The organism is Leisingera sp. SA215 (assembly GCF_055902035.1).
In genome coordinates, this window is the sequence record NZ_JBVVXU010000021.1 from 58,710 (window position 1) to 81,521 (window position 22,812).

The following is a 22,812-nucleotide window of genomic DNA, read 5'->3' on the forward strand; positions in this document are numbered from 1 at the left end:
GGGGCAATCGCACCATGCACCTCGCTCCGGACACAACGGAGAAGCATGAGATGACCGAGCCAGCTCTCAGACCATTCGAAAACGGACAAGTTGGACAAGGAATCCTAAATCAAGCTTCGGTCTTGGAGGAATGCTCCATCAACAATGCCAGATCGTCAAATGCTTCTCGGCTGATGATCTTGGTGATCGAGAGGTAGACGCCATCCCTTGTAACCTCGCAGTCCAAGTTCTCCCAGAACTCCTGCGTCAGTAATTTCTTCCATTCAGGATTGATTTTAAATGGGCTTTCAGGCGCAGCACCAAGCAACTCGTTAGTCTTTGCCGTGGAAGCTGGACCGTCTTCTTCGTATATATCTTCCCGCACAGCTTTTTTGAGCCAAGCCATTTGTCCACGGAGTTGATTGCGTTCTTCAATAATTTGTCGAATGCGGGACCTATCAGCTTCATTGCCAATAGCATTGAGGATCTGGTTATCGTTGATCCTGGTTCTGCTGCTGCGTTTCGGCTTCACCTGAGCCAACATTTTGACGAGCTTGCTGTAGTCTGGGTTTTTTCGAATGGAGTGCCCGTTTGGCCCCCCTGCCTCAAATGCTAGGCGGCCCACTGCCGCTGCTGTTACATCTTTGTCAGCCTCGATCAGTGTCATCGCGGCGTTCCAGATAAAATCAAGCGCATTTGCGCGTTTCGGCTTTTCCTTCTTGTGCTCAGCTGCATACGAGCGCGCAGCCTCAAGCGCACCATTTATGGGGACATTCATGGCATCCTCCCTACGAGGTCGAGATAGTGACCAAGGGCCGTCTGACGGCGGGCGGCGGCGGTTTCGCCAGCAATCGCCCTGTCAAAAGCGCGCCGATCACCGACGATGACCACCTGCTCGGTAGCCCGTGTGACCGCGGTGTAGATCATCGAGCGGTCGAGGAGCCGATTTTGCTGAAGAACAACGATGACGCGCTCAAATTGGCTCCCTTGGCTCTTGTGAATCGAGATCGCGTATGCAGGGTCAATCCTCCCGCCGTCGCCAGGCAGATCCAGCGTGAATTGCTGACCTTCGATTTCAACGTCCCGCCCGCCTAGGAAGTGCCCAAGGGCGCCGTTCGCGATATCGCGGCCATGATCCGGCTTGTTCCAAATAATCGGGTCGCCGGCGCGGATGGCAGGGTTATCAATAAATACTGGCCGGTCCTTACCCCGATGCTTTGAAAATACACTGTTGATCTTTTCCACCTCCGTCCCGGTATCACCTTTCTTGATCGCGGCCAGGATCTTGATGTCATCCGTCGCCGAAACAGCCCCGAAGTCTTCGGAGATTCGCAGCAGGATGTGGGGCGTCTCGGCAGCCGTTGCCGCGATGAAGCTGATGCCAGGATCCGGACCATGATACCCCGGCAAGTCGGGCACCACACCCTTGCGTATCGCGGCGGCTGCAACAGGGATGCTGCTGCCCGGCCCCTGGCGGTAGATGCTGTCGAGCGTGATCGTTGGTACGCGACCCAAAAGGTCGATGAAGGGGCGTCCCGCACCGATCGGTGGAAGCTGCGCAGGGTCGCCAGTAAAGAGTATTCGGGCGCCCGAAGTCTTTCTGACGAGCTCCCACAACATCGGCACGTCGATCATACTGGCCTCGTCTATTACGAGGACGTCGCGGGCGCCGAATGCCCGTTTCCTGTTCTGACCGTCACTGGAGGTGACGATGAAGGTCGGGTTATGAAGCACACCCGCTATTGTTCGCGCCTTGACTTTGACGGCCTCTTCCATGCGTCGGGCCGCCCTGCCTGCCAGCGCCATTGGATGTGGTGTCAATTCAGCGACACGCAGCACATCGAAGATCGCGGACAGCAGTGTGGTCTTTCCGGACCCGGCATAACCTGCCACAACGGTCACCGGGCTCGTTAGCGGCAATATGGCAGCGGCCTTTTGCGTTTCATCGAGCCGAAAGCCCAGACGTCTCTCAGCAGCCGCTATGGCGCTCTGTACGCTGTTTGTCGTCATTGCACTCACAAACAAATCGCCCTGCCGTGAGTTGGCGATACAGGCTGCCGCGATCGTGCGTTCCATGAGCGCTGCTCCTGCGCCCTGGAAGCCACCCGCTACGGGTAGCAGAACCTCTTGCGACAAAGCTACTTTGATACCCTTCGAGGTGCTCTGTCCGCCCAATCCGAGAACGTCACGCGTGATGCCTTCAAGCTCTCCGGTGGCCGTCCAGGTGTGGCCGTCCTTGCGTCGGCGGCCGAGGGCAACTTCCACGGCCCCAACTGCGCGACGCGGATCGTCTGCGGCAATACCGGCGCGTTTCGCGAGTGCGTCGACCGTCTTCCAATGTATGCCCCAACTCACGAGGAGGTAGGGGTTATCTAGCAACGCATCCGTGCCCGACCGCCCCCAGCATCGTAGTATCTCACCCGCGAGCCTGCGGCCGACACCGATAATGTCCAGCCATCGGGCCAGCCCAGCCTCTGCGGCGTATTTGGGATATTCCTCAATCAGGGTCGCAGCGGCGGATTGCGGCAGCAGGGCATAAAGGGCCGGATGGGCTGCAAGTATCGCATCGTGGAGCCCGTCACCGAAGTGGCCTACCAGAATCCTCGCCCGCCTGGGGCCGATGCCTGTAAACGCGCCCGGACGGACCAACAAAGATCGCAGCGCCGCCTGCTCAGGACGCCCACCAAGAGACAGGCCCGCCTGTCTCCCGGACTCACCCCGTCGGCCTCTCAGGCTACCATCGCCCTGCGCGCGATCGAATCCCTCCGCCGCAAGCGGCGGCCCGCCTTCGGCTGCTGCGGGGAGGCCATCACTGCTCGTGCGCCGGTGTCCCTTCGGCGCGACGGCGCGGCTCCGGGAGACAGGCTTTACTGCACCAGCCATCAACTCCCCTCCGATGGCGAGAACAGGCGGCCACCTAGCGGGGCTAAGGCCTCGACAGATCGGCGCTGCCGCTTGCGCAGCGCGTCGACTTCGGCCGTTTTTTCCGCGAGGAGGGTCTTGAGGTGCCGGATTTCCTGGTCCCGGGCCTCGATCTCGTCATTGTCGGCCTTTTGCGCGCGTCGCGCCGGTGTCCGCCCTGCGCCAGGGACCGGGCGGAACCAGATACCCCGCCTCTCCAATTCGTCCTCGATAGCTCGCCGCCGCGCCTTGCAGAGGCCCTTCGACATGTATTTACGCGGAATTCCGGCCTCTTCCTCAATGTCGCGCGTGTTGAGACCCGTTGCCCGCAAATACTGCTCCCAATCGCTGCATCGCTCGCGTTCTGCCAGCCAGGTCTTGAACCGCACGAGGTATTTTTGCTCGGCCGTTTCTGTCCTCTTAGGCATCGGGGTCGAGCCTCGCCAGAAGCGGAGCACCCATGGGTTGGGGAAGCATCTGGCTCACTTCACGGACAATCTCGGCAAGGTCAGGCGCCACGCCCATCTCGGCCAGCGTCGCAGTGCAGTCCATGAGCGCACGCATCTCCTGGCGTCCATCAGTCCCACGATACTCACGTATACGATCCTGCAAGAGCGCCGTGAGCTTGTTGCCTGCGCGAAGGGCCTCATCGTCTGATAGCTCCAAGAGCATGTCCGCGACGCCATTGTGCTTGAGCATCCGGGCAAGCATTTTGCCCTTGCGGAGGCTGACATCCCGCTCGGCGATGGCCGGGAATACCTCGGCAGCGCGGGCTGCAAACTCCACGAGATCCCAATGGTGACCGTCTGTTTCGAGGGTGACCTCCACCTCACTTTCCGCCATCCGTGTTATGAGAGCGTGTTCCTCATCGTGGCCGCCAAGGGTGCCGCCCTGATCCAGCATCGCCTTCGACTGCAAGATTTCGGTCATGCGTATCGAGAGCACTTTGAACAGGTGATCAAGGCGGTCGTTGATTGCGTTCTCGCGCTTTTGCAAATGATAATCAGCACGCCCGCCTTCCGGTACCTTTGCCTTCTCACGCAGAATACCCTGCAAGCATTGGGCTTCCGCCCAGATGCGATAGAGCAAGTTGTTGAACACGGTTACTTGGCCCTGCAAGAAGGCTGGGCCGGTCACCCGAAAGCGGCAAAGCGAACAATTGTATTGGTCACGTTGCAATGGAGCAAAGAGGGAATCCGTTCGTGCTTCCTGCTCGCCCCTAATCGCCTGGTGGCACATGGTGCCGCCAACCGGACAAAGGCCGTCCGGCATGATCTCCTGCAAATCGACAGGATGTGCAACCAATTGCTGCATGGCGCGATCTGATCCGAAGAAGTGTTCTGCTAACGGGCCGAGATCATCTTCGGTGGAATCAGCCCGCAGCCGATCGAGAAGCGGCCGCAGATCATCCTCCAGCGCTTGATTCATCTGGGCAGCTTCTTCAATGGCGGCGTGTATCTTGTCCGGCGCTGAGACAGTGTAGTGGAGCACCATCAGAAGCGTGGCATGCCCTGACACGAACTCAGCCAAAACATGCAGCGGCAATCCCGCCTCTACAAAGGCCGTGATGCCTGCCACACGCAACCCGTGCAGCGTGTAGATGGCAACTGGGCGCATCCAATTGCAGTTCTGACTGTGAGGCCGTTCTTCAACCAGAGCGACCTCCACGCTCTTGTCCTTCAGCCGACGCTCTACTTCCGAAAGAAGCAGCGCCCAATAAGTCGCCAATTTTGTGGGCTCTGTAGGCGAAAAACTGTTGGGAGCCCGCATGAGGTAGGCATGGCGGGTCAGGTTACTGACAGTGCCATTGTGCCGGTACCGCTGGTGCCTTAACTTGTCACGAGACAGAAGATCTTCAGCGGTCCTGAGCGCGTTGAACTGGCGCTGCCAAGCCGCCAGTTCCGCCAATCGTCCGATCAGATACGGCTCGTTCCAAGGAACGTCATAGCCGCATTCTGCCTGGCCATCGCCACGTAGCTCGGTCTTGTTCGTGTTGATATGGAAGCCTGTAACCGAGGGACCCACCGACGTCACGATTTCGCGGATCGCGCCATGCCTGCGCCCGCGCTCGGCAAGCGGATGTTCATTGGGCACGAATGCATCCTTTACTGGATCATAAACCACATCATCGGCTTCTCCGCTATCGAGCAACATGGTCTGGACTGTACGGATCGGGAGGATCAGCATCACATCCATAGCCGTAGGGAGCACAGGACAAAACCGCCTCTCCCAAGCTTGCGTCTGCTGGTTGAATACGCGCGCCTCGCAGAGATTGACCCCGCGATGTTTCAATGCGCGCGCGAACGCATAGTCACCCTCGCGGTTAACCTCTTTTGCAATAGCAAGAATTTCTCTAGGCAGGACGCGCTTGTTACTTTTTGTGACCTTTGGAGGTGTTTTATAGCGTTGCAAATCGGTGTCTACAAAAGGACTACGGCTTGCTTCTAGCTCGAGATCGAGAGCACGCTCATCGCCCCACCAATCGAAAAAGGCCTTGAGTTTGGAAATGTCTTCACTCCTCCTCTGCTTACTAAGCTCACTCTTGTCTAAGTACTCAAAGAAGGTCGTAAAGGCTTCTGGCGTTTCTGCCACGCGCTTAATATGAAGACGCGCGACCTTCGATGGGGCGCTTAAAGGCGTGGCAAGGCTTTTGTTCCATTTGAAAAAATTGCGAAGTGTTGCTGTGAGTTTGTCGAACTTCGTATTCGTTAAGCTTCCAAGCCAAGCGGCGGCATCTTCGCGCCAGATCGTAAAGGAAGGGTGGCCATGCTCTGGATCAGTAATCCACCAACAATCCCGATCGGTGAGGGTCTTCGTCCTGCCAGCCCACATCCTGGCTTCATACAAAGAACTCGGAACGATCCAGTGAGGATCTCGGGACCGGGTGTCTTCAGCAATAGTGCGTAGCAATAGTGCGACCGCGCTCTTGTGAGCAGAGTTCCAATCTTGTCCGCAAGCAACGACAGTTTCCAGAAATTCAGCGCCGAACCTCCCGTTGGCGGGCAAGCGCACTGCATTGATTAGAAAACTGGACCTGCTGCTATAAGATTGTGGTCCAGGAATCTCAATCGACGCCCAAGGATGGGCCTCTCCAATACGAGTGGATCTATTCATCCACGGCACGTGGTAAGGCAATGCGCAAGGGGCAAGCGCCAAACCTCTGGCGGAAAGATCTGATGCGATCCAAGACGCTGCACTCCGCCCATTTTGGGAAGATTGCAGTGCTCCAAACAGCGCATCAAGGACACCCATCACAGTGTGCAAATCTTGTGCTCGCCCCAGTTCCGCTAGACGTCGATTGCGCTCGGCGACAGGAAGCATGCGACGTAAAGCGTGCTTGTAATACTCCGCCTTTTTACCAACCTTGCGGCAGTTATGTCCCCCAAGCTCCTGCCATTCACCGAAGGCCGCATGCCACTGCGTAACATCATCACAGATGACTGCCACCTTGTCGCCGCTTGTGTTGAAAAGCGTCCCGCAGCAGAAGGAGGCAACATCGGTCGTGATGAAGGTATATGCTCCAGTGGTTGGATCTGTGTCTTTCATAGTCCCTCGATGCCCCAGGCACGGTATACGCCGGCGGGGTCCATTCGGTCGATGAATGTCTGATCGAGTGCGCTCTGCCCGCTAAGCTGATCCCAAGATTGGCCAGCTACGTTTTTTCGACAGGCTTCCAACGCAGCGTTCACTTCATGCGGCTCCGGCGCGGTGTAGACTGCTTGGCTGAGTGGTGACGTATGATGCATCGCACGCTGAATGAATTGCGGATGTAGGTCCATATCCCGCAGCAACTGGCCATAGGCGTGCCGCAAACCGTGCGGATTGATGCCATCGGCTGCCGAAGGCGACAGATCGACGCGGCTCAATGCTGCTTGCCAAGCTTCGTTGAATGCTCGGATAGTCCAGGGAGCGCCAAAATTTCTATCTGACAGCGCCACGAACAGATACGGATGCCCACAATCGTCAGGGCGTACATGATCGCGATATTCCACGAAAGCGCGCATGAACAGATCGCGCCAAAACGGGTGACACCAATACACTTCGCTGCGCATGTGGTCGGCGTCATCGATCAGCAAATTCTTCCACCCGGCATGGTCGGCGTGGTCGTGCGGAAGCAGGTTTCTTGGCGCCATGGAATAGGTGGTCAGCAGATGTTCCCGGCGCCGGAAAGCCTTCCTGCGGGTGCCGGAGACGACGCCTTCCTCCGGGTGATAGAGATAGACCTTACCTTCTATTGGACGCACGTCATCAACCCAAAGGTGGAACGGTTCGCTCTTCCGGAGTCCTCCACCGATCAGAAGACAGAGCGCCATGACCATGTTGATGTTGTACTGGTCAATGATTTTCTTCCCGGTCTGGTGACGCTTTCGCTTCAGTCGGCACCCCTCCAGAACAAGCGATGGAAGGAATTCCCGGGGAAACTTCTTCACCGACTTCACAGGGGTCGAAAAACACTGACCGCGCCGACCCGGCGCCGGGTTCGATCCTCGCGCGCTGAGATGGAAGAGCAAGCTTCTCTTTTTTCGTGATTCCATTGCGTGAGCTGAATTTGCTTTTCGTGCAAAACGACTTCTCGACAAAGAGTTGTCCGGGAGAAAATCCTCCAAGAAAAGAAGGAAAGCTTTTAGATTTGATTGAAGCAACTTTGCCCGCGCTTTTGTCATGCCCTTCCAGCAAAGACCGAGCGGGTCGCTCCCATCCTCCCGAACGGTACCGTGAATGGCTGCGCTCAAAAATGCGTTGATCAGGTTGTTGGAGTGCGTTTGCTTCTCGGTTGATCTTTCTGTCACTTGAAAAAATTCATAGAAAATGCCGATGTCATGAGCCATCTTCTGACGCCACGAAGGGCTTTTCTCCTGGACATGAGGCTCTCGCATATACGCCCATGCTTCGCGTAGAAAGGTGCCGCCGCCTTCATCGATGAAAATACACGGTGAGTAATGTGTGCCGGTCCGAAAGGTCCGGCAAGAGATGATCACGTGATATTTGTAGTGTGTAGCCACGCGACCTCGCACCCACTGGTAAAACGCTAGCGTCAAGATCCAAGGATATCGTCAAGGAGGCTTGACCCTTCAAATCGATATAAAGCCCAAGGGGCTACTGCGCCAAGCGGGTTAATTGGGCTCAAATCTGCGAAAAAAATGACCATCTTAAGAAACTGAGTGATTTTCCGACGCATTCTCGTCGCGCTCCGCGAAAAAGTGCAAGGATTCGAGAGAGTTCAGAAACGCAGGTTTTCGCTGAAGCAAAAAATCGCCGACTCTTCGTATTTGAGAAAAACAAAATAAAAAAATCAACCGCACCGAGATGTATCGCCTTTTTGCAACAAATATCTAGTTCAAGGCAGATGTTTCTGAGAAATTCTGACTACCAAGGATGCATAGCCAAACCTCCGGAATCTACATCCGCATTGCCCTGATGAGACGCTTCTCAGCGCATGGTGCCGCCGGAATTAATCGCACGGCCTAACATCAACGGAGAATCGGGAAGTCACACCTCCGGAGTAAGCTCCACGACGACGTTCATGAACTATTTGAGGTACATCACGAGCATCTATGAGTAGGAAAGGTGGACACAAGGAGAACCTTGGAACAGGTCACTCAGACGCCTGATATTGTGGACCAGCCGCCTTGGCAAAGGGGACAGTCTTAAGCTCTACAGAAGGCGGCGGCCGCTGCAACTTCACCAACATGTATGCGGAACCCAAGAACTACCTCTCCGCCAATCCGCACTTCTGCAAATCGGCGCTGGCCCGCTACACCCAATGGGATTTCATCGAACTGGTGGACCGCCACGGCATCGCCTGGCACGAGAAAACCCTGGGCCAGCTGTTCTGCGACGGCTCCTCGAAACAGATCATCGCAATGCTGGTGGAGGAAATGCAGCAGGCCGGCGCGGACCTTTGGCTGCAGACATCGGCGGAAAGCGTTGAACGGACCGCTGCGGGCTTCACCGTCAGGCTCCTGCGCGAGGGCAAGGTGCAGACCGTCACCTGCCGCAATCTGGTGCTGGCCACCGGCGGCAAATCAATCCCCAAGATGGGTGCCACCAGCCTCGCCTATGACCTCGCCCGCCAGTTCGGGCTGGAGCTGACGGAGACCCGCCCGGCGCTGGTCCCCTTCACCTTCCCGGACGGCCGTTTCCAGCCGCTGGCCGGCGCCGCCCTGCCCGCGCGGCTGTCGAACGCGCGCACCTCCTTTGACGAAGCACTCTTGTTCACCCACCGCGGCCTCTCCGGCCCTGCGGTGCTGCAGCTTTCCTCCTACTGGCGCGAGGGGGAGGAGATCACAGTGAACCTGATCCCTCAAACCCCGCTCTTCGACCTGCTGCGCGAACAGCGCCAGACCGAGGGCCGCCGCGACCTGACAACGGAACTCGCCCGCCACCTGCCTGCAAAGCTGGTGGATTTCCTGAAACCCCAGCTGTCCCTCAAGGGCCGTCTGGCCGATCAGTCCGACGCCGCGCTGGCCGCGCTGTGCGAGGCCTTGCAAAACTGGCGCCTGCTGCCCTCCGGCACCGAGGGCTACCGCACCGCCGAAGTCACTCTCGGCGGCATCTGCACCGACGGCTTGTCCTCCAAAACCATGGAGGCCAAATCCGCCCCCGGCCTCTACGCCATCGGCGAGGCAGTTGATGTCACCGGCTGGCTCGGCGGCTACAACTTCCAATGGGCCTGGTCATCGGGTTTTGCCGCAGGCACCGCCATCGCCGCCACCGGGTAGATTTTGCTCTCCACCTCTTGATCTGCGTGCGCTTCATGTCCATTTAGTTATCATGGTAACGTAAATCGGAGTTTTCCATGACCACTGCCTTTCAGCTATTTGCCAAAATTACCCCCAAGCCCGAGCATATGCAGGACGTGCGCGACAGCCTGCTGGCCATACTGGCACCGACACGGGCAGAACCCGGCTGTCGCAAATTCCTGCTGCTCGAAAGCCGCGAAGCCGACTGTCTCTACCTGGATGAGGAATGGGCCAACGATCAGGCGCTGGCGGATCATTATGCCCAGGACTATATCACCCCGCTGTTTGCCAAATACGAGCAATGGCTGGCCGCGCCGGTTGAGGTCCACAAAATGACCCAACTGGGCTGATGCTTTGTTTTTCCTGAAAGACCTGCCCTCGCAGCAGATGGTCGACGCCTATGCCACAGCACATGGCGCCGATCCTGCCCGCATCAGCGGTGCACTGGTGATGATGCGCCGCGCCAGCCTGCTGATCCGCAACCTGGAAAGCTATTTCGCGGACCACGGCCTGTCGCAGCTGCGGTTTCTGGTGCTGATCGTGATCGACCGCGAACCCCGGCACCAGTCTCTGTCACCAGTCGAAATCGCTCAGCGGATCGACGTCTCTAAGCCGGTGATGACCCGCAGCCTGCACTCGCTGCAACAGGACGGGCTGATTGCAACGACCGCCGACACCAGCGACCGCCGCTCCAAGCAGGTGGCGCTGACGGCAACGGGCCAGCAAAAACTACAGGCGTGCCTGCCCGGCTACTTCCGCATCCTGTCTGATGAGATGTCCGGCCAAGGTGTGGCTTGCCCGACGACACCTGACGGACCTCTCAGCCCTTCAGCCGCGCGGTAACCTCGGCGGTGAAATCCTCGCCGCGCTGCTCGAAGTTGTCATACTGGTCGAAACTTGCCGCCGCCGGCGCCAGCAGCACGGTGTCGCCTGGCTGTGCGTCCTCCATGGCGCGCGCCACCGCCGCCGCCATGGTGGTGCAGACTTCGGCCTCGACCTCCAGCTGCAGCGCAAACCCCGCCGCCTCGCGGCCGATCACATAGGCTTTCACCACATTGCCGGCCTGCCCCTGCAGTGCCTCCAAGCCGCCGTCCTTCTCCAGCCCGCCGCAGATCCAGCGGATATTCTTGAACGCGCTCAACGCCTTCACCGCACTGTCCACATTGGTTGCCTTGCTGTCGTTGACATAGCGCACGCCGCCGCCTTCGGCGATGGTCTGGCTGCGGTGCGGCAGGCCGGGAAAGGTCGCCATCGCATCGCCGATCAGCCGCGGCGCCAGCCCCAGAGTGCGCGCCGCCGCATAGGCCGCGCAGGCGTTCTGATGGTTATGCGCCCCCGGCAGACCAGTCATCCCCCGCAGATCGATCGAGGCCGCCTGCCGCCCCTTGCGGTACTCGCTGAGAAAGCCTTTGCGGGCAAAAACCTGCCAGCCCGGCCCGGTCAGCTTGCGCGCGGCGGAAACCCGGATCACCCGGTCATCGCCTGCCGCTTCCGACAGCTGTCCAGCCAGAAACAGCCCCTCGTCCTCGTCAATGCCGATCACCGCGCGGTCCGGCCCGCCCTCGGCAAACAGCCGCCGCTTGGCCGCGAAGTAACCGCCGATGCCGCCATGCCGGTCCAGATGATCCGGGCTGAGATTGGTGAACACCGCCACATCCGGCGTCAGCGCCCGGGCCAGCTCAGTCTGGTAACTTGACAGCTCCAGCACCACCACGCCGCCATTGCCCGGCGGATCTATGTCCAGCACGCCGCGGCCGATATTGCCCGCCAGCTGGCTCTCGCGGCCCGCCTCCTGCAGGATGTGGTGCAGCAGCGCCACCGTGGTCGACTTACCGTTCGACCCCGTCACCGCCACCACCCGCGGCGGCTGGTCATGCATCTGCCATTCGGCGTCAGCAAAGGAGCGGAAGAACAGCCCGATATCATTGTCCACCGGCACCCCGGCCTCCATTGCCGCGCGGATCACCGGATTGGGCCTGGGGTAAAGATGCGGGATCCCGGGCGAGGTGATCAGCGCTGCAACCCCGTCAAAGCCACCGCCCTTGTGCAGGTCGCGGCAGCTGAAGCCCTCCGCCTCCGCCGTCTCCCGCGCGGCTGGGTTGTCGTCCCAGCAAACAGGTTCCGCCCCGCCCGCCCGCAAGGCGCGCGCTGTCGCCAGCCCCGAACGGCCCAGCCCCAGCACCGCCACCTGCGCGCCTTCATATCCTTTGACCGGGATCATCGCCTGCCCTCATCCTAATGCATTTACTTCTGCGGCACATTGCACAGGTGCAAGCCGGGCTTCAAGCACCCGGCACGGGCTTCAGGCCCGTGCCGGGCCCAACAATTGGCAGGCAGGCAAAGCCTGCCGAAATTGGCGGGAGCACCGCCCCTGCCGTTGCACACCCGCCGTACGCTGCCCTCACCGCATTTTCACTCCAACGGGCTACGCTCCAGCCGTTGCAACAACACGACCAGGAGACCGGCCCCCTCAGACCACCTCCTCATTGGGTGCAGGGCGAGTCCGCATAGGCCGCTAGACGGACATGGCCTCTGACAAAGGCCATCCGATGCTCCGCCCTCTTGGCGGCGCCGCCTTCTTCGCAAAGACAAACCGCGCCAAGCCTGAAGCCCCGCGCGGTTCATATAGAGGAAAAGAGTTGCACCACCCGCCGGAAACCCAGGCGCGGCGGGCAAACGGCGTGGCCTAGCGCACCTTCAGCGTCGCAAGGCCGATCATCGCCAGGATCAGCGAGATGATCCAGAACCGGATCACGATCTGCGGCTCCGCCCAGCCCTTCTTTTCATAGTGGTGATGGATCGGCGCCATTAGGAACACCCGGCGCCCGGTGCGCTTGAAGTACAGGACCTGAATGATCACCGACAGCGCTTCGACCACGAACAGCCCGCCGACGATGGCCAGCACCAGCTCATGCTTGGTGGCCACTGCAATAGCGCCGAGTGCTCCGCCCAAGGCCAGCGAACCGGTGTCGCCCATGAACACAGCCGCCGGCGGCGCGTTGTACCACAGGAACCCCAGGCCGGCGCCAAACAGCGCCGCGCTGAAAATCAGGATCTCGCCGGTGCCGGGCACATAGTGCACGTCCAGATATTCGGTAAAGTCGACCCGCCCCACCGCATAGGCAATCACCCCCAGCGTGCCGGCCGCAATCATCACCGGCATGATCGCCAGCCCGTCCAGCCCGTCGGTCAGGTTCACCGCATTGGCGGCGCCGACAATGACGCAGATCGAAAACGGCACATAGAACAGGCCAAGATTGATCAGTGTGTCCTTGAACACCGGCAGCGCCAGCTGGTTCTGCAGGGCCTCCGGGTGGAACCGCGCAGCCAGAACCGAGCACAGCGCCGCAATCGCGATTCCCAGGGCCAGCCGCAGTTTGCCCGACACCCCGGCGGTGGTCTGTTTTGACACTTTGGCGTAATCATCGGCAAACCCGATCAGCGCAAAGGCCAGCGTCACCAGCAGCACCATCCAGACAAAGGGATTGTCAAGCCGCGCCCACAGCAGCGTCGACGACAGCAGCGCGCCGACGATCAGCAGCCCGCCCATGGTCGGCGTGCCCGCCTTGGAAAAATGCCCTTCCGGCCCGTCATCGCGGATCGGCTGGCCCTTGCCCTGTTTGCGGCGCAGCACATTGATCAGCGGCTTGCCGAACAAAAAGCCAAAGACCAGCGCAGTCATAAAGGCGCCGCCTGCGCGGAATGTGATATAACGGAAGAGGTTGAAAACATCCCCCCCGTCCGACAAAGCGGTCAGCCAATAGAGCATCCTGGCCCTTCCCTCGTTCTGCTTACGCGTTTTCTTGTTTGCGGCCGGAGTGACCCATTTCGCGGATGCCGTCAACGATCTTGGCCAGGCTCATGCTGAGCGACCCCTTGGCCAGCACGATGTCGCCGCCCCTGATTTCACCTGCCAGGCCGGGCACGGCCTCAATGCTGGTGCCGTACCATCCGCCGCGTTTCCCCTCCGGCAACGCATCATGCAGCGCCTGCATCAGCGGGCCGATGCAATGGATCTTGTCGATGCCTTCCACCGCCTCCAGATCGGCCAGCCCGGCGTGCAGCTCATCCTCCTGCGGGCCAAGCTCCTTCATATCGCCCACATAGGCGATCCGCCGCCCCGCGCCCGGGGTCGCCGCCAGCACCGCCAGCGCCGCCGCCATCGAGGTCGGATTGGCGTTGTAACTGTCGTCCAGCAGGGTGGCCTCTCCGCTGTCCAGCCGGATGGTTTCACGCACGCCGCGGCCTTTGACCGGCGACCACAGCGCCAGGCTTTCCACTGCACGCGCGGGATCAGCCCCCAGTGCCTCGACACAGGCCAGCGCGCCCAGGGCGTTCATCGCAAAATGCGCGCCAAGCGATTGAATATGCAGCTCCAGCGCGCGGCCGCGCGCGGTGGCGCGGGCCACGGTTTCCTCGCCCTCGATGCGGGCAGAGTGCAGCCTGTAGTCTTCGGCGCTTTTGCCGAACCAGCGGGCGGCTACCCCCAGATCCGATGCCGCATGCCGCAGCACGTCCGCCTCGGCAATATCGGCGTTCAGCACCGCAACACCGCCCGGCTCCAGCCCCTGCATGACAGCGGCTTTCTCGCGGGCGATGTCCTCGACGTTTTCAAACGCCTCCAGATGCACCGCAGCCACGGTGGTCACCATCGCCACATGCGGACGGGCCTGCAGTGCCAAGGGCGCAATCTCGCCGGGATGGTTCATGCCGATCTCGATCACCGCAAATTCGGTGTCGCGCGGCATCCGGGCCAGGGTCAGCGGCACCCCCCAATGGTTGTTGTAGCTGGCAACAGCGGCGTGGGTGCGGCCCTGATCGGACAGCATCCGCGCCAGCATCTCTTTGGTCGAGGTCTTGCCGACCGAGCCGGTCACCGCAACGAGCTTCACCTGCGAACGCGCCCGCGACGCCCGGCCGAGGGCCTCCAGACCGGCCTGCACGTCGTCCACGATCAGCAGCGGCGCATCGGCGGGAACGCCTTCGGGAATGCGGGACACCAGTGCCGCGCCCGCGCCCTTTTCCAGCGCCTGCGCCACGAAATCATGGCCATCGCGCGCGGCCTTCAGGGCCACGAACATATCGCCCGCTTCAAGGGTGCGGGTGTCGATCGACAGGCCGCTGACAGCCCAGTCGCCCTCTGTGCGCCCGCCGGTGGCAGCGGCGGCCTCTGCCGCGGTCCAAAGCGTCATGCGATCCTCCCGTCCAGCGCGGCCGCGGCAATGCTGGCCTGTTCCACATCGTTAAACGGCAGCACCGTGTCGCCCACGGTCTGGCCGGTCTCATGCCCCTTGCCGCAGATGATCAGCGCATCGCCCGGCCCCAGCAAGTCAGCCCCGCGCAGGATCGCCTCGGCGCGGTCGCCGACCTCGATGCAGCCGGGCGCGCCGCCCTTCACTGCCGCCCGGATCACCGCCGGGTCCTCGCTGCGCGGATTGTCGTCCGTCACGATCACAACATCGGCATTGTCATGCGCCGCCTGCCCCATCAGCGGCCGTTTGCTGGTGTCGCGGTCGCCGCCTGCGCCGACGATGGCAATCAGCCGGCCCAGCACATGCGGGCGCAGCGCCTTGATGGCACTGGCGACAGCATCCGGCGTATGGGCGTAATCGACAAACACCGCCGAGCCGTTGTCCCGCTCTGCCGCCAGCTGCATCCGGCCGCGCACCGTGGTCAGATGCGGCAGGGTTTCAAACACCCGCTCCGGGTCCTCGCCGCCGGCAATCACCAGCCCGCAGGCCAGCAGCACGTTTTCCGCCTGAAAACCGCCGATCAGGTTCAGGCGCAGCTGATAGGGCTTGTCGTGCCAGGAAAACCGCATGTCCTGGCCGGTGCCGTCATAGCGCAGACCCATCAGGCTGAGATCGCCAAGGCCCCGGCCCACGCTGATCACCTCTTGCCCGCGGGCGGCGGCCACGGCGCGCATTTCAGGCCCGCGCGGGTCATTCATATTGATTACCGCAACCCCCTCCTCCGGCAGCACCCGGCGGAACAGGCCCGCCTTGGCGGCGAAATAGGCGTCAAACGTCTCGTGATAATCCAGATGGTCCTGGGTGAAATTGGTGAATCCCGCCGCCGCCAGCTGCACCCCGTCCAGACGGCGCTGGTCCAGCCCGTGCGAGGACGCCTCCATCGCCGCATGGGTCACCCCTGCCGCGGCGGCCTCAGCCAGGGCGCGGTGCAGGGTGACCGGTTCCGGCGTGGTATGGGCCAGCGGATAGCTCCAGGCGCCCTCGATACCGGTGGTGCCCATATTGACCGCCTCATGGCCCAGCTCGGTCCAGATCTGGCGCACAAAGCTTGCCACCGATGTCTTGCCGTTGGTGCCGGTGACCGCAACCACGGTCTGCGGCTGGCCGCCGAACCACAGCGCCGCGGCGTAGGCCAGCGTCTGGCGCGGATCCTCCACCACCACCAGCGCGGCGTGGCTTTCGTCCAGAATCCTGGCGGCGATTCCGGCGCCTGCGGCATCGGTCAGAATGGCAGAGGCGCCCAGTTCCAGCGCCGCGGGGATGAATTTGGCCCCATGCACCTGACTGCCGGGCAACGCCGCAAAAAGATACCCCTGCCGCACCTCGCGGCTGTCCACTGCCAAACCGCGGATCTGCGGGTCGGCGCCGCCGCGGGCGGTCAGCCCCAATTGGCTCAGGGGCTGGTCTGGTCTGCTGCTGCTCATGGCGGCCCTCTGCCCTAGTTCAGTTCGAGGTGAGGGTTATACCAGTCACCTCTGCAGGTTCAACTTGCGGACGCAACCCCAACAGCGGCGCGACCCGGCCGATCATCTCGGCCGCCACCGGGGTGGCGGTCCATCCTGCCGTCCGGCGCTCCTTGCCATGGGCAATAACGGACGGTTCGTCCAGCGTCACGATCAGCACGTATTTCGGGTCATGTGCCGGGAAAATAGAGGCAAAAGTGGCAATCACCTTGTCTTCGTAATAGCCGCCGCGGGGCTTGGGCTTGTCGGCGGTGCCGGTCTTGCCGCCGACCTGATAGCCTTTGACCCGGGCAAAGGATGCGGTGCCTTCACTGACCACCTTGCGCAACATCTTGCGCGCGGCGGCGGCGGTGCGTTCGCTCAGCACCCGTTCACCCGGCTGCGGTCCCGTCTGTTTCAGAATCGTCGGCGCCACATAGCGGCCGCCATTGGCAATCGCCGCATAGCCCGCCGCCAGATGCATCGGCGTGGTGGAAATGCCGTGGCCGTAGGAAATAGTCATCGCCGACAGCTCGGACCAGTTGGCGGGCAGCAGCGGTTTGCCGCCCTTGGCCTCGGAAATCTCGAACGGGGTCGGCTCCAGCATGCCCAGGGTGTCGAGGAAGCTTTTCTGCCGCTCCACCCCGATCTGCTGCGCCAGACGCGCGGTGCCGATGTTGGAGGATTTGACGATGATCTTGGTCACCGTCAACTCATTGCCGTAATTGCGGAAATCGCTTATCGCAAAGCGGCCCCAGCGCAACGGCCCGCGGGTGTCGATCACCGTATCGGCGCCAACCAGCCCCAGCTCCATCGCTTGCGCCGCTGTGAAGATCTTGAAGGTGGAGCCCAGCTCATACACCCCCTGCACCGCGCGGTTGAACAGCGGGCTATCGGAGGGATCGAAGCCGGAGGTGGGCGGACGCGGCCGGTCATTGGGGTCGAAATCCGGGAAGGACACGATCGAAATCACCTCGCCGGTATGGACATCCATCAGAATCGAGGTCGCGCCTTTGGCATTCATCAGCTTCATGCCGCCATACAGCACCTGCTCGGACGCGGCCTGCACGGTGAGGTCCAGCGACAGCTGCAAAGGCTTGCCCGCGTTGGCCGGATCACGGAGGTAATCGTCGAACTGGCGTTCGACACCGGCAACGCCGATCACCTCGGCGGCATTCACGCCCTCCTTGCCGAATCCGGCGCCGCCCAGAACATGGGCGGCCAGGCTGCCGTTGGGGTAAAGCCGCATCTCGCGCGGGCCGAACTTCAGGCCGGGATCGCCGATGTCATGCACCGCCTGCAGCTGCTCGGGGCTTATTTTCTTCTTCAGCCACAAGAACTTGCGCTTGCCGGTGAAATCCTTGATCAGCCGGTCTCGGTCCAGGTCGGGGAAGATCTGCACCAGTTTATCGGCGGCGCCCGCAGGGTCGATCATCTGCGGCGGCTGGGCATAAAGGGAGTGCGTTTCGAAATTGGTGGCCAGCAGGCTGCCGTTGCGGTCAACGATATCGGCACGCTGCGCGGCGATGACGCTGCCCGCGGCGCTGGCCACGGGTTCCGCCGGCTCGGAGACCGCCGTCATGCCCATCCGCGCGGTGATGGCACCAAAGGCGCAGACAAAGAACAGCCCCAGCACCAGCAGCCGCCCCTCGGCGCGCTGGCGGGACTGCACCTGCATCTCCTGATGGCGCAGGCTGATGTTTTCCGCCTCGATCACATCCGGGTTTTCACCGGTTGCACGGGCATGCAGAACCCGCGCCAGCGGGCGGAGCGGGGTGCGGATCATGGCTGGCTCCTCAGGTTCAGCCCCGAAACCTCAACACCTTCGGTGATCACCAGCTCTTCGGGTTCAGGATATGAAACCTCATCCACCCGGCCGAACTGATCCGGGCGCAGCGGCAGCAGGCCCAGGCTGTCGAAATTGATATCCGCCAGCTCGCGCAGCCGCTGCGGGCGGTTGAGATAGGCCCATTCGGCGCGCAGCACGCTGAGCCGCACCTGCGCCGCACCGATCTGCTGCTGCAGGGCACGGGTTTCCTTCAGCACCTGCTGGGTGGCATAGTTTTCGCGGTAGGCCCAGAAGGCGAGGCCAAAGACGGCCAGGCAGGTTGCGGCATACAGCAAAGTCTTCATTTGCGCGCCTCTTTGAGCTGCGGCATTCCAAGATCCTTGGCCGAGATCGGCCCCGGTTCCGCCCCGGTGCGGCGCCCGACCCGCAGACGGGCGGAGCGGGAGCGCGGGTTTTCCGCCAGTTCCTGATCGTCCGGACCCACGGCCTTGCGGGTGACCAATTCGAATTGGCTGGGGGTTTCCGCCTGTTCCGGCGCATAGCGGTTGGCGCGGCCGGTCTTGCCCGCGCGGTGCTGGAAGAAGCGTTTGACCATCCGGTCCTCGACCGAGTGGAACGTCACCACGGCCAAGAGCCCGCCGGGTTTCAGCGCGCGCTCGGCGGCCAGAAGGCCCTCGAACAGCTCGTCGTATTCGGCGTTCACCGCGATGCGCAGCCCCTGAAAGCTGCGGGTCGCCGGGTGCGACTGGTTCGGCTTGGGGCGCGGCAGGCAGGACTCAATGATCTTCGCAAGGCGCAGAGTCGTGGTGATGGGTTCGATCGCGCGCTCGCGCACGATCGCCTTGGCAATGCGGCGGCTGGCGCGTTCTTCGCCGTAGTGGAACAGGATGTCGGCAATCTGCACCTCGTCCAGCTCGGCGATCAGATCGGCGGCGGAGGGCCCCGACTGCGACATGCGCATATCCAGCGGACCGTCCCGCATGAAGGAGAAGCCGCGCTCGGCCAGGTCCAGCTGCATCGAGGAGACACCAAGGTCCAGCACCACGCCGTCGAGATCCTGCGCATATTCATCCATGCGCGAGAACACACCCTGCTGCAGGATCAGGCGGCTGCCGTACGCCCCTGCCCAGGGTTTGGCCATCTCAAACGCCAGCGGGTCGCGGTCGACGCCGGTGACCTCGTCTGCGCCGGCCTCAAGCAGGCCGCGGGTATAGCCGCCTGCGCCGAAGGTGCCGTCCAGCCAGCGGCCCGAAACCGGGGCCACGGCCTGCAGCAGCGGCCGCAGAAGGACGGGAATGTGGGGACCATTGGCAGCATCTTGGTCCTGGGTCATGGGTCAAACGCCTCCGGCGCCATCTAGGAATTCCAGCGGATCGAAATCCTCGGGCAGGTCTTCCATCAGTTTCTCGGCTTCCGCCATTTCGACCTCTTCATAGGTCTCGGGCTTCCAGATCTGGAAGGTGTCGCCAGACGCTATAAAGAAGGCCTCGCCCTCCAGGCCGATCTTCTGCCGCAGCTTGGCAGGCAAAACAAGGCGGCCGGTCTCATCCACATTTGTCGGCAAGGATTGGCCGTTGAACATGCGCTCAAGGATCTTGCGCGGCTTGGAGCCGCGCGGCAGCGCCGCGATCTTGGCGTCCACCTCGTCGATGGCTTCCATTGTATAGCATTCAAGAAACTGGCGGCGGTGATCGCCGTAGACGATGACCAGTTCGGGGCTGTCGCCGGATTTCCAGTTGGGATCGGCGGCCTCCAGCACACGGCGAAAGGAAGCCGGAATTGACACCCGCCCCTTGCTGTCCACCTTGTGGTGGCTTTCGCCTCTGAACCTGCGGCCCAATCTACCGTCCCTTTTCGCGCGTCCCTCGCGTTAAACCGTTCCCCAGAATGAAAAGGGGCGGGTTGATCTGCTGCCACTGATCAACCCGCCGCCTTGGCCCGCTATGCGGGATGTCCGACTGCGCACGCCACCTGGGGGGATGTCTGCTCGCCCGCGCGCCGGATCTCTTTGGTCGATGAAAGCGAAGGCCTGTATGAAACCTGCTTGTTTTGTTTTGGCTTGGGGTCGTTTGGCGCCCCGTCCCTCGTCTCATTCGATGTAGTAGGGATACTATGGGAATTGATGGCACCGCAACTGTTTTCTGCGAGAAATCGTCGAGCGACTGACAACAACGGCAGGGATTCGCAAGAGATTCGTGAGTAAATTAGGGCAAAACTGCGAACTTGTTGTGCGCTGGTGGCCTGGAAACACCATATATAGAGGTGAGTTGCACTTACAATTTTTCTCCCATAGTTTCCCGCGATTCCACTAGAAGAGACCCATCATCTGCGGGCATTCCCCTTATGTTCCCCCTCCGCCACTAGTGGACCGCCGGAAAATCCCGATATCAGCGCTTCAACAGCACGTGATTCGCGCGCCAAAGAGGCGGAGGAGGCAATTCGGGCCATAATTTCCCATGACGCCCATGAATTCCCGCCGGTCCCGTGAATTCCCAGCTGCCCCCCTGCCATCCCGCCGGTCCCATACCGCCCCATGCGGGGCCGGCCGCCCGCAGCCCCCGAACCGGGCGTAAAATCCCACCTGTCCCCAAGCTAAGGGGGGTAACAGCAAAAGGCCCGCCAACGCGGCGGGCCATCCGGGACTTTACAGAAAGAGTGAGACAGAGGCCCGCGGGAGTCAGGCCATGCCGCCGCCGATCAGGCCTTCGGCAATCCGCGCATAGGCCATGGCCATCGGCCCCTCGCCCGCAGCGATGGGCGTGCCGCTGTCGCCGGCCAGGCGGGTTTCCAGATCGATCGGCAGAGCGCCCAGGAGCGGCAGCCCAAGCGCCGCAGCTTCAGCCGCGACACCGCCATGGCCAAAGATGTGATGCTCACCGCCGCAGTCCGGGCAGGTGAAGAAAGACATGTTCTCGATCAGACCCAGAACCGGGGTTTTCAGCGTCTTGAGCATGTCCATCGCCTTGCGCGCATCCAGCAGCGCCACATCCTGCGGGGTGGAGACGACGATGGCGCCGGTCAGTTCCGTCTTGGTGCAAAGCGTCAGCTGCACATCGCCGGTGCCGGGCGGCAGGTCGACGATCAGCACGTCCAGCTCCCCCCAGTTCACCTGCCCCAGCATCTGCTGCAACGCCCCCATCAGCATTGGACCGCGCCAGACTACCGCCTTGCCCTCCTCCAGCATGAAGCCGATCGACATCAGGGTGACGCCATGGGCGTGCAGCGGCTCGATGATCTTGCCATCGGGACTGGCGGGACGCCCGGCCGCACCCATCATCCGCGGCTGGGAGGGGCCATAGATGTCGGCATCCAAAAGACCGACCTTGCGCCCCTGCTTGGCCAGCGCCACGGCAAGGTTGGAGGAGACGGTGGATTTGCCCACCCCGCCCTTGCCGGAGGCAATTGCCAGGATCCGCTTGACCCCTGCGGGTTTCAGCGGCCCGGCCTGCGGTTTCGGGTGGCCGCCGACCTTGAGGCTGGGCGCCGGCTGTTGCGGCGCATGGGCGGTGAGCGCAGCCGAGACGGTCTCGACCCCGTCAAGCGCCAGCACTGCAGCCTCGGCCGCTTTGCGCAAAGGCTCCATCAGCTTGGCAATCTCGGGGCTGGGCGCCTCGATCACAAAGCTGACCTTGCCGCCCTCGACGCGCAGCGCGCGCAGCATGCCGCGCGACACCAGCGTGCCGCCATCCGGCAAGGCGAGCCGCTCCAATGTTTCGCGAATCCGATCCTGAGTGACCGCCATGACTGCTCTCCTGCGTGTTTTCTGGCCCGTATATATGTGTCCGCCCTGCACCTTGGAACCCGTCATGCGTGATTGCCGCAGCCCCGGGCCAAGGGCCATGGGCCGCATCTGTCAACTGGGCGCGCCGCCAGCCATGCGCAGACTGCAGCCCGGCGCCCGGTATTTATACAGCTGCGCAAATTCCCGCCGAAATTTGCGCCCCTTTACAAAGGCATACCCTAGGTCACCCATGCAATTGCTGCATAGCAGCATTGCCGTTTCACGGGATTGCGGCTCCACGAAAGATCTTTAAATTAATCCTCAAGAGACGCCGGGATGGCGTCAGGCGAATGACGGAACGACTGGACGAGGAAACGGAACCATGGCTGCAGCACATCAAATCTCCGCGGCGAGCGTGGCATCCCCGGCTGGCATCCTGGACGCGCTGATGGTGAAATTCAGCCGCTACCGGTTGTACCGCAAGACCGTCAGCGAACTGTCGGCATTGTCGGGGCACGATCTGGCGGATCTGGGCCTGCACCGGTCCGAAATCCAGCGCGTTGCCTATCAGGCCGCTTACGAGAACAACTAATAGAGATCAGGCCTTTTCTCCTCCTCCCTTGAAGGGCCTGTACTACGCGGTGGCATCCTCCTCCTCCCTGATGCCGCCGCACCTATACCGGTTAACAGCCGGGCTTGAATCACCGGGATCTCCTCCTCCCTGAATTCCGGTGTTTGACAGAACGGCGGTGCCCCTCCTCCCTGGGTGCCGCCGTTTTTGCGTTCTGCCCCCCGAACAGCTCTTCCCGCCGGATGCAGGCACCTGCAGCCAGGCCCCTGCCTGTTCGTTTTGCGCAAACTTTTAAGGACGGGGCGGCGGGGGGGGGGGGGGGGGGGGGGGGGGGGGGGGGGGGGGGGGGGGGGGGGGGGGGGGGGGGGGGAGGGGGGGGGGGGGGGGGGGGGGGGGGGGAGGGGAGAGGGAAGA

Annotated in this window: 18 protein-coding genes; 4 read left to right on the forward strand and 14 right to left on the reverse strand. The window is 61.8% G+C overall.

What is annotated here, in order from left to right:
- Positions 1-109: 109 nt before the first annotated feature.
- Genes gmtX through AC0KW6_RS18095 form a run of 5 tightly spaced genes read right to left on the reverse strand, consistent with a single transcriptional unit; the run spans position 110 to position 7,883 of the window.
- Positions 110-757 carry a gamma-mobile-trio protein GmtX gene (gmtX, locus tag AC0KW6_RS18075; protein ID WP_474035589.1) on the reverse strand — a complete coding sequence of 216 codons (648 nt, stop codon included), beginning with the start codon at positions 755-757 and terminating at the stop codon, positions 110-112.
- Positions 754-2,862 (reverse strand): AAA family ATPase, encoded by a 2,109-nt coding sequence (locus AC0KW6_RS18080; protein ID WP_474035590.1) that lies wholly within the window; start codon positions 2,860-2,862, stop codon positions 754-756. The genes gmtX and AC0KW6_RS18080 overlap by 4 nt, the downstream gene beginning before the upstream one ends.
- Entirely contained in the window at positions 2,862-3,308 is a 447-nt protein-coding gene (locus AC0KW6_RS18085; protein ID WP_474035591.1) for a hypothetical protein, read from the reverse strand. Before AC0KW6_RS18085 ends, AC0KW6_RS18080 begins: the two co-directional genes overlap by 1 nt.
- Positions 3,301-6,426 (reverse strand): VPA1269 family protein, encoded by a 3,126-nt coding sequence (locus tag AC0KW6_RS18090; RefSeq protein WP_474035592.1) that lies wholly within the window; start codon positions 6,424-6,426, stop codon positions 3,301-3,303. Before AC0KW6_RS18090 ends, AC0KW6_RS18085 begins: the two co-directional genes overlap by 8 nt.
- Positions 6,423-7,883, reverse strand: coding sequence for a tyrosine-type recombinase/integrase (locus AC0KW6_RS18095; RefSeq protein WP_474035593.1), 1,461 nt, complete (start codon positions 7,881-7,883; stop codon positions 6,423-6,425). The genes AC0KW6_RS18090 and AC0KW6_RS18095 overlap by 4 nt, the downstream gene beginning before the upstream one ends.
- A 687-nt stretch (positions 7,884-8,570) precedes the next feature.
- Between AC0KW6_RS18095 and AC0KW6_RS18100 the strand changes: the two genes are divergently transcribed.
- The 3 genes from AC0KW6_RS18100 to AC0KW6_RS18110 all read left to right on the forward strand — a co-directional run bounded on the left by AC0KW6_RS18100 (position 8,571) and on the right by AC0KW6_RS18110 (position 10,466).
- Positions 8,571-9,602 (forward strand): BaiN/RdsA family NAD(P)/FAD-dependent oxidoreductase, encoded by a 1,032-nt coding sequence (locus AC0KW6_RS18100; protein WP_474035596.1) that lies wholly within the window; start codon positions 8,571-8,573, stop codon positions 9,600-9,602.
- 77 nt (positions 9,603-9,679) lie between these two features.
- Complete coding sequence (locus AC0KW6_RS18105; protein WP_323779996.1) at positions 9,680-9,973, forward strand: putative quinol monooxygenase; 294 nt, start codon at positions 9,680-9,682, stop codon at positions 9,971-9,973.
- Between the two features lie 4 nt (positions 9,974-9,977).
- Positions 9,978-10,466 carry a MarR family winged helix-turn-helix transcriptional regulator gene (locus AC0KW6_RS18110; RefSeq protein WP_474035594.1) on the forward strand — a complete coding sequence of 163 codons (489 nt, stop codon included), beginning with the start codon at positions 9,978-9,980 and terminating at the stop codon, positions 10,464-10,466.
- On the opposite strand, the gene murD is transcribed toward AC0KW6_RS18110, so the two are convergent.
- The 9 genes from murD to AC0KW6_RS18155 form a co-directional block, all read right to left on the reverse strand.
- Positions 10,444-11,844, reverse strand: a complete 1,401-nt coding sequence (gene murD / locus AC0KW6_RS18115; RefSeq protein ID WP_323779990.1) for a UDP-N-acetylmuramoyl-L-alanine--D-glutamate ligase — start codon at positions 11,842-11,844, stop codon at positions 10,444-10,446. The two genes, AC0KW6_RS18110 and murD, sit on opposite strands and share 23 nt — an antisense overlap.
- 465 nt (positions 11,845-12,309) lie before the next feature.
- Positions 12,310-13,392, reverse strand: coding sequence for a phospho-N-acetylmuramoyl-pentapeptide-transferase (mraY, locus tag AC0KW6_RS18120; protein WP_323779987.1), 1,083 nt, complete (start codon positions 13,390-13,392; stop codon positions 12,310-12,312).
- Positions 13,393-13,414: 22 nt separating this feature from the next.
- Complete coding sequence (locus AC0KW6_RS18125) at positions 13,415-14,815, reverse strand: UDP-N-acetylmuramoyl-tripeptide--D-alanyl-D-alanine ligase (RefSeq protein ID WP_474035595.1); 1,401 nt, start codon at positions 14,813-14,815, stop codon at positions 13,415-13,417.
- The gene (locus tag AC0KW6_RS18130; protein ID WP_323779981.1) at positions 14,812-16,299 is read right to left on the reverse strand and encodes a UDP-N-acetylmuramoyl-L-alanyl-D-glutamate--2,6-diaminopimelate ligase; all 1,488 of its coding nucleotides are present in this window, start codon (positions 16,297-16,299) and stop codon (positions 14,812-14,814) included. Before AC0KW6_RS18130 ends, AC0KW6_RS18125 begins: the two co-directional genes overlap by 4 nt.
- Before the next feature lie 19 nt (positions 16,300-16,318).
- Positions 16,319-18,103: a peptidoglycan D,D-transpeptidase FtsI family protein gene (locus AC0KW6_RS18135; protein ID WP_323779978.1), complete on the reverse strand. Its 1,785-nt coding sequence runs from the start codon at positions 18,101-18,103 to the stop codon at positions 16,319-16,321.
- A complete protein-coding gene (ftsL, locus tag AC0KW6_RS18140) occupies positions 18,100-18,450 on the reverse strand; it encodes a cell division protein FtsL (RefSeq protein WP_323779976.1) in 351 nt (116 codons plus the stop codon). The genes AC0KW6_RS18135 and ftsL overlap by 4 nt, the downstream gene beginning before the upstream one ends.
- Entirely contained in the window at positions 18,447-19,439 is a 993-nt protein-coding gene (gene rsmH, locus AC0KW6_RS18145; protein WP_323779974.1) for a 16S rRNA (cytosine(1402)-N(4))-methyltransferase RsmH, read from the reverse strand. The genes ftsL and rsmH overlap by 4 nt, the downstream gene beginning before the upstream one ends.
- Positions 19,440-19,442: 3 nt before the next feature.
- Positions 19,443-19,946 (reverse strand): division/cell wall cluster transcriptional repressor MraZ, encoded by a 504-nt coding sequence (mraZ, locus tag AC0KW6_RS18150; protein WP_084013787.1) that lies wholly within the window; start codon positions 19,944-19,946, stop codon positions 19,443-19,445.
- Between the two features lie 837 nt (positions 19,947-20,783).
- Positions 20,784-21,848 (reverse strand): Mrp/NBP35 family ATP-binding protein, encoded by a 1,065-nt coding sequence (locus AC0KW6_RS18155; RefSeq protein WP_323779970.1) that lies wholly within the window; start codon positions 21,846-21,848, stop codon positions 20,784-20,786.
- Positions 21,849-22,209: 361 nt separating this feature from the next.
- Here AC0KW6_RS18155 and AC0KW6_RS18160 point away from each other — a divergent pair, with 361 nt between their 5' ends.
- On the forward strand, positions 22,210-22,419 hold the full coding sequence (locus AC0KW6_RS18160) for a DUF1127 domain-containing protein (RefSeq protein ID WP_323779968.1): 210 nt from the start codon (positions 22,210-22,212) through the stop codon (positions 22,417-22,419).
- Positions 22,420-22,812 lie beyond the last annotated feature (393 nt).

What these genes read in the sequence shown, in the direction of transcription:
- gmtX (WP_474035589.1), bottom strand. Translation starts at nt 757, where the DNA reads ATGAATGTCCCCATAAATGGTGCGCTTGAGGCTGCGCGCTCGTATGCA.
- AC0KW6_RS18080 (WP_474035590.1), bottom strand. Translation starts at nt 2,862, where the DNA reads ATGGCTGGTGCAGTAAAGCCTGTCTCCCGGAGCCGCGCCGTCGCGCCG.
- AC0KW6_RS18085 (WP_474035591.1), bottom strand. Translation starts at nt 3,308, where the DNA reads ATGCCTAAGAGGACAGAAACGGCCGAGCAAAAATACCTCGTGCGGTTC.
- AC0KW6_RS18090 (WP_474035592.1), bottom strand. Translation starts at nt 6,426, where the DNA reads ATGAAAGACACAGATCCAACCACTGGAGCATATACCTTCATCACGACC.
- AC0KW6_RS18100 (WP_474035596.1), top strand. Translation starts at nt 8,571, where the DNA reads ATGTATGCGGAACCCAAGAACTACCTCTCCGCCAATCCGCACTTCTGC.
- AC0KW6_RS18105 (WP_323779996.1), top strand. Translation starts at nt 9,680, where the DNA reads ATGACCACTGCCTTTCAGCTATTTGCCAAAATTACCCCCAAGCCCGAG.
- murD (WP_323779990.1), bottom strand. Translation starts at nt 11,844, where the DNA reads ATGATCCCGGTCAAAGGATATGAAGGCGCGCAGGTGGCGGTGCTGGGG.
- mraY (WP_323779987.1), bottom strand. Translation starts at nt 13,392, where the DNA reads ATGCTCTATTGGCTGACCGCTTTGTCGGACGGGGGGGATGTTTTCAAC.
- AC0KW6_RS18125 (WP_474035595.1), bottom strand. Translation starts at nt 14,815, where the DNA reads ATGACGCTTTGGACCGCGGCAGAGGCCGCCGCTGCCACCGGCGGGCGC.
- AC0KW6_RS18130 (WP_323779981.1), bottom strand. Translation starts at nt 16,299, where the DNA reads ATGAGCAGCAGCAGACCAGACCAGCCCCTGAGCCAATTGGGGCTGACC.
- AC0KW6_RS18135 (WP_323779978.1), bottom strand. Translation starts at nt 18,103, where the DNA reads ATGATCCGCACCCCGCTCCGCCCGCTGGCGCGGGTTCTGCATGCCCGT.
- ftsL (WP_323779976.1), bottom strand. Translation starts at nt 18,450, where the DNA reads ATGAAGACTTTGCTGTATGCCGCAACCTGCCTGGCCGTCTTTGGCCTC.
- rsmH (WP_323779974.1), bottom strand. Translation starts at nt 19,439, where the DNA reads ATGACCCAGGACCAAGATGCTGCCAATGGTCCCCACATTCCCGTCCTT.
- AC0KW6_RS18155 (WP_323779970.1), bottom strand. Translation starts at nt 21,848, where the DNA reads ATGGCGGTCACTCAGGATCGGATTCGCGAAACATTGGAGCGGCTCGCC.
- AC0KW6_RS18160 (WP_323779968.1), top strand. Translation starts at nt 22,210, where the DNA reads ATGGCTGCAGCACATCAAATCTCCGCGGCGAGCGTGGCATCCCCGGCT.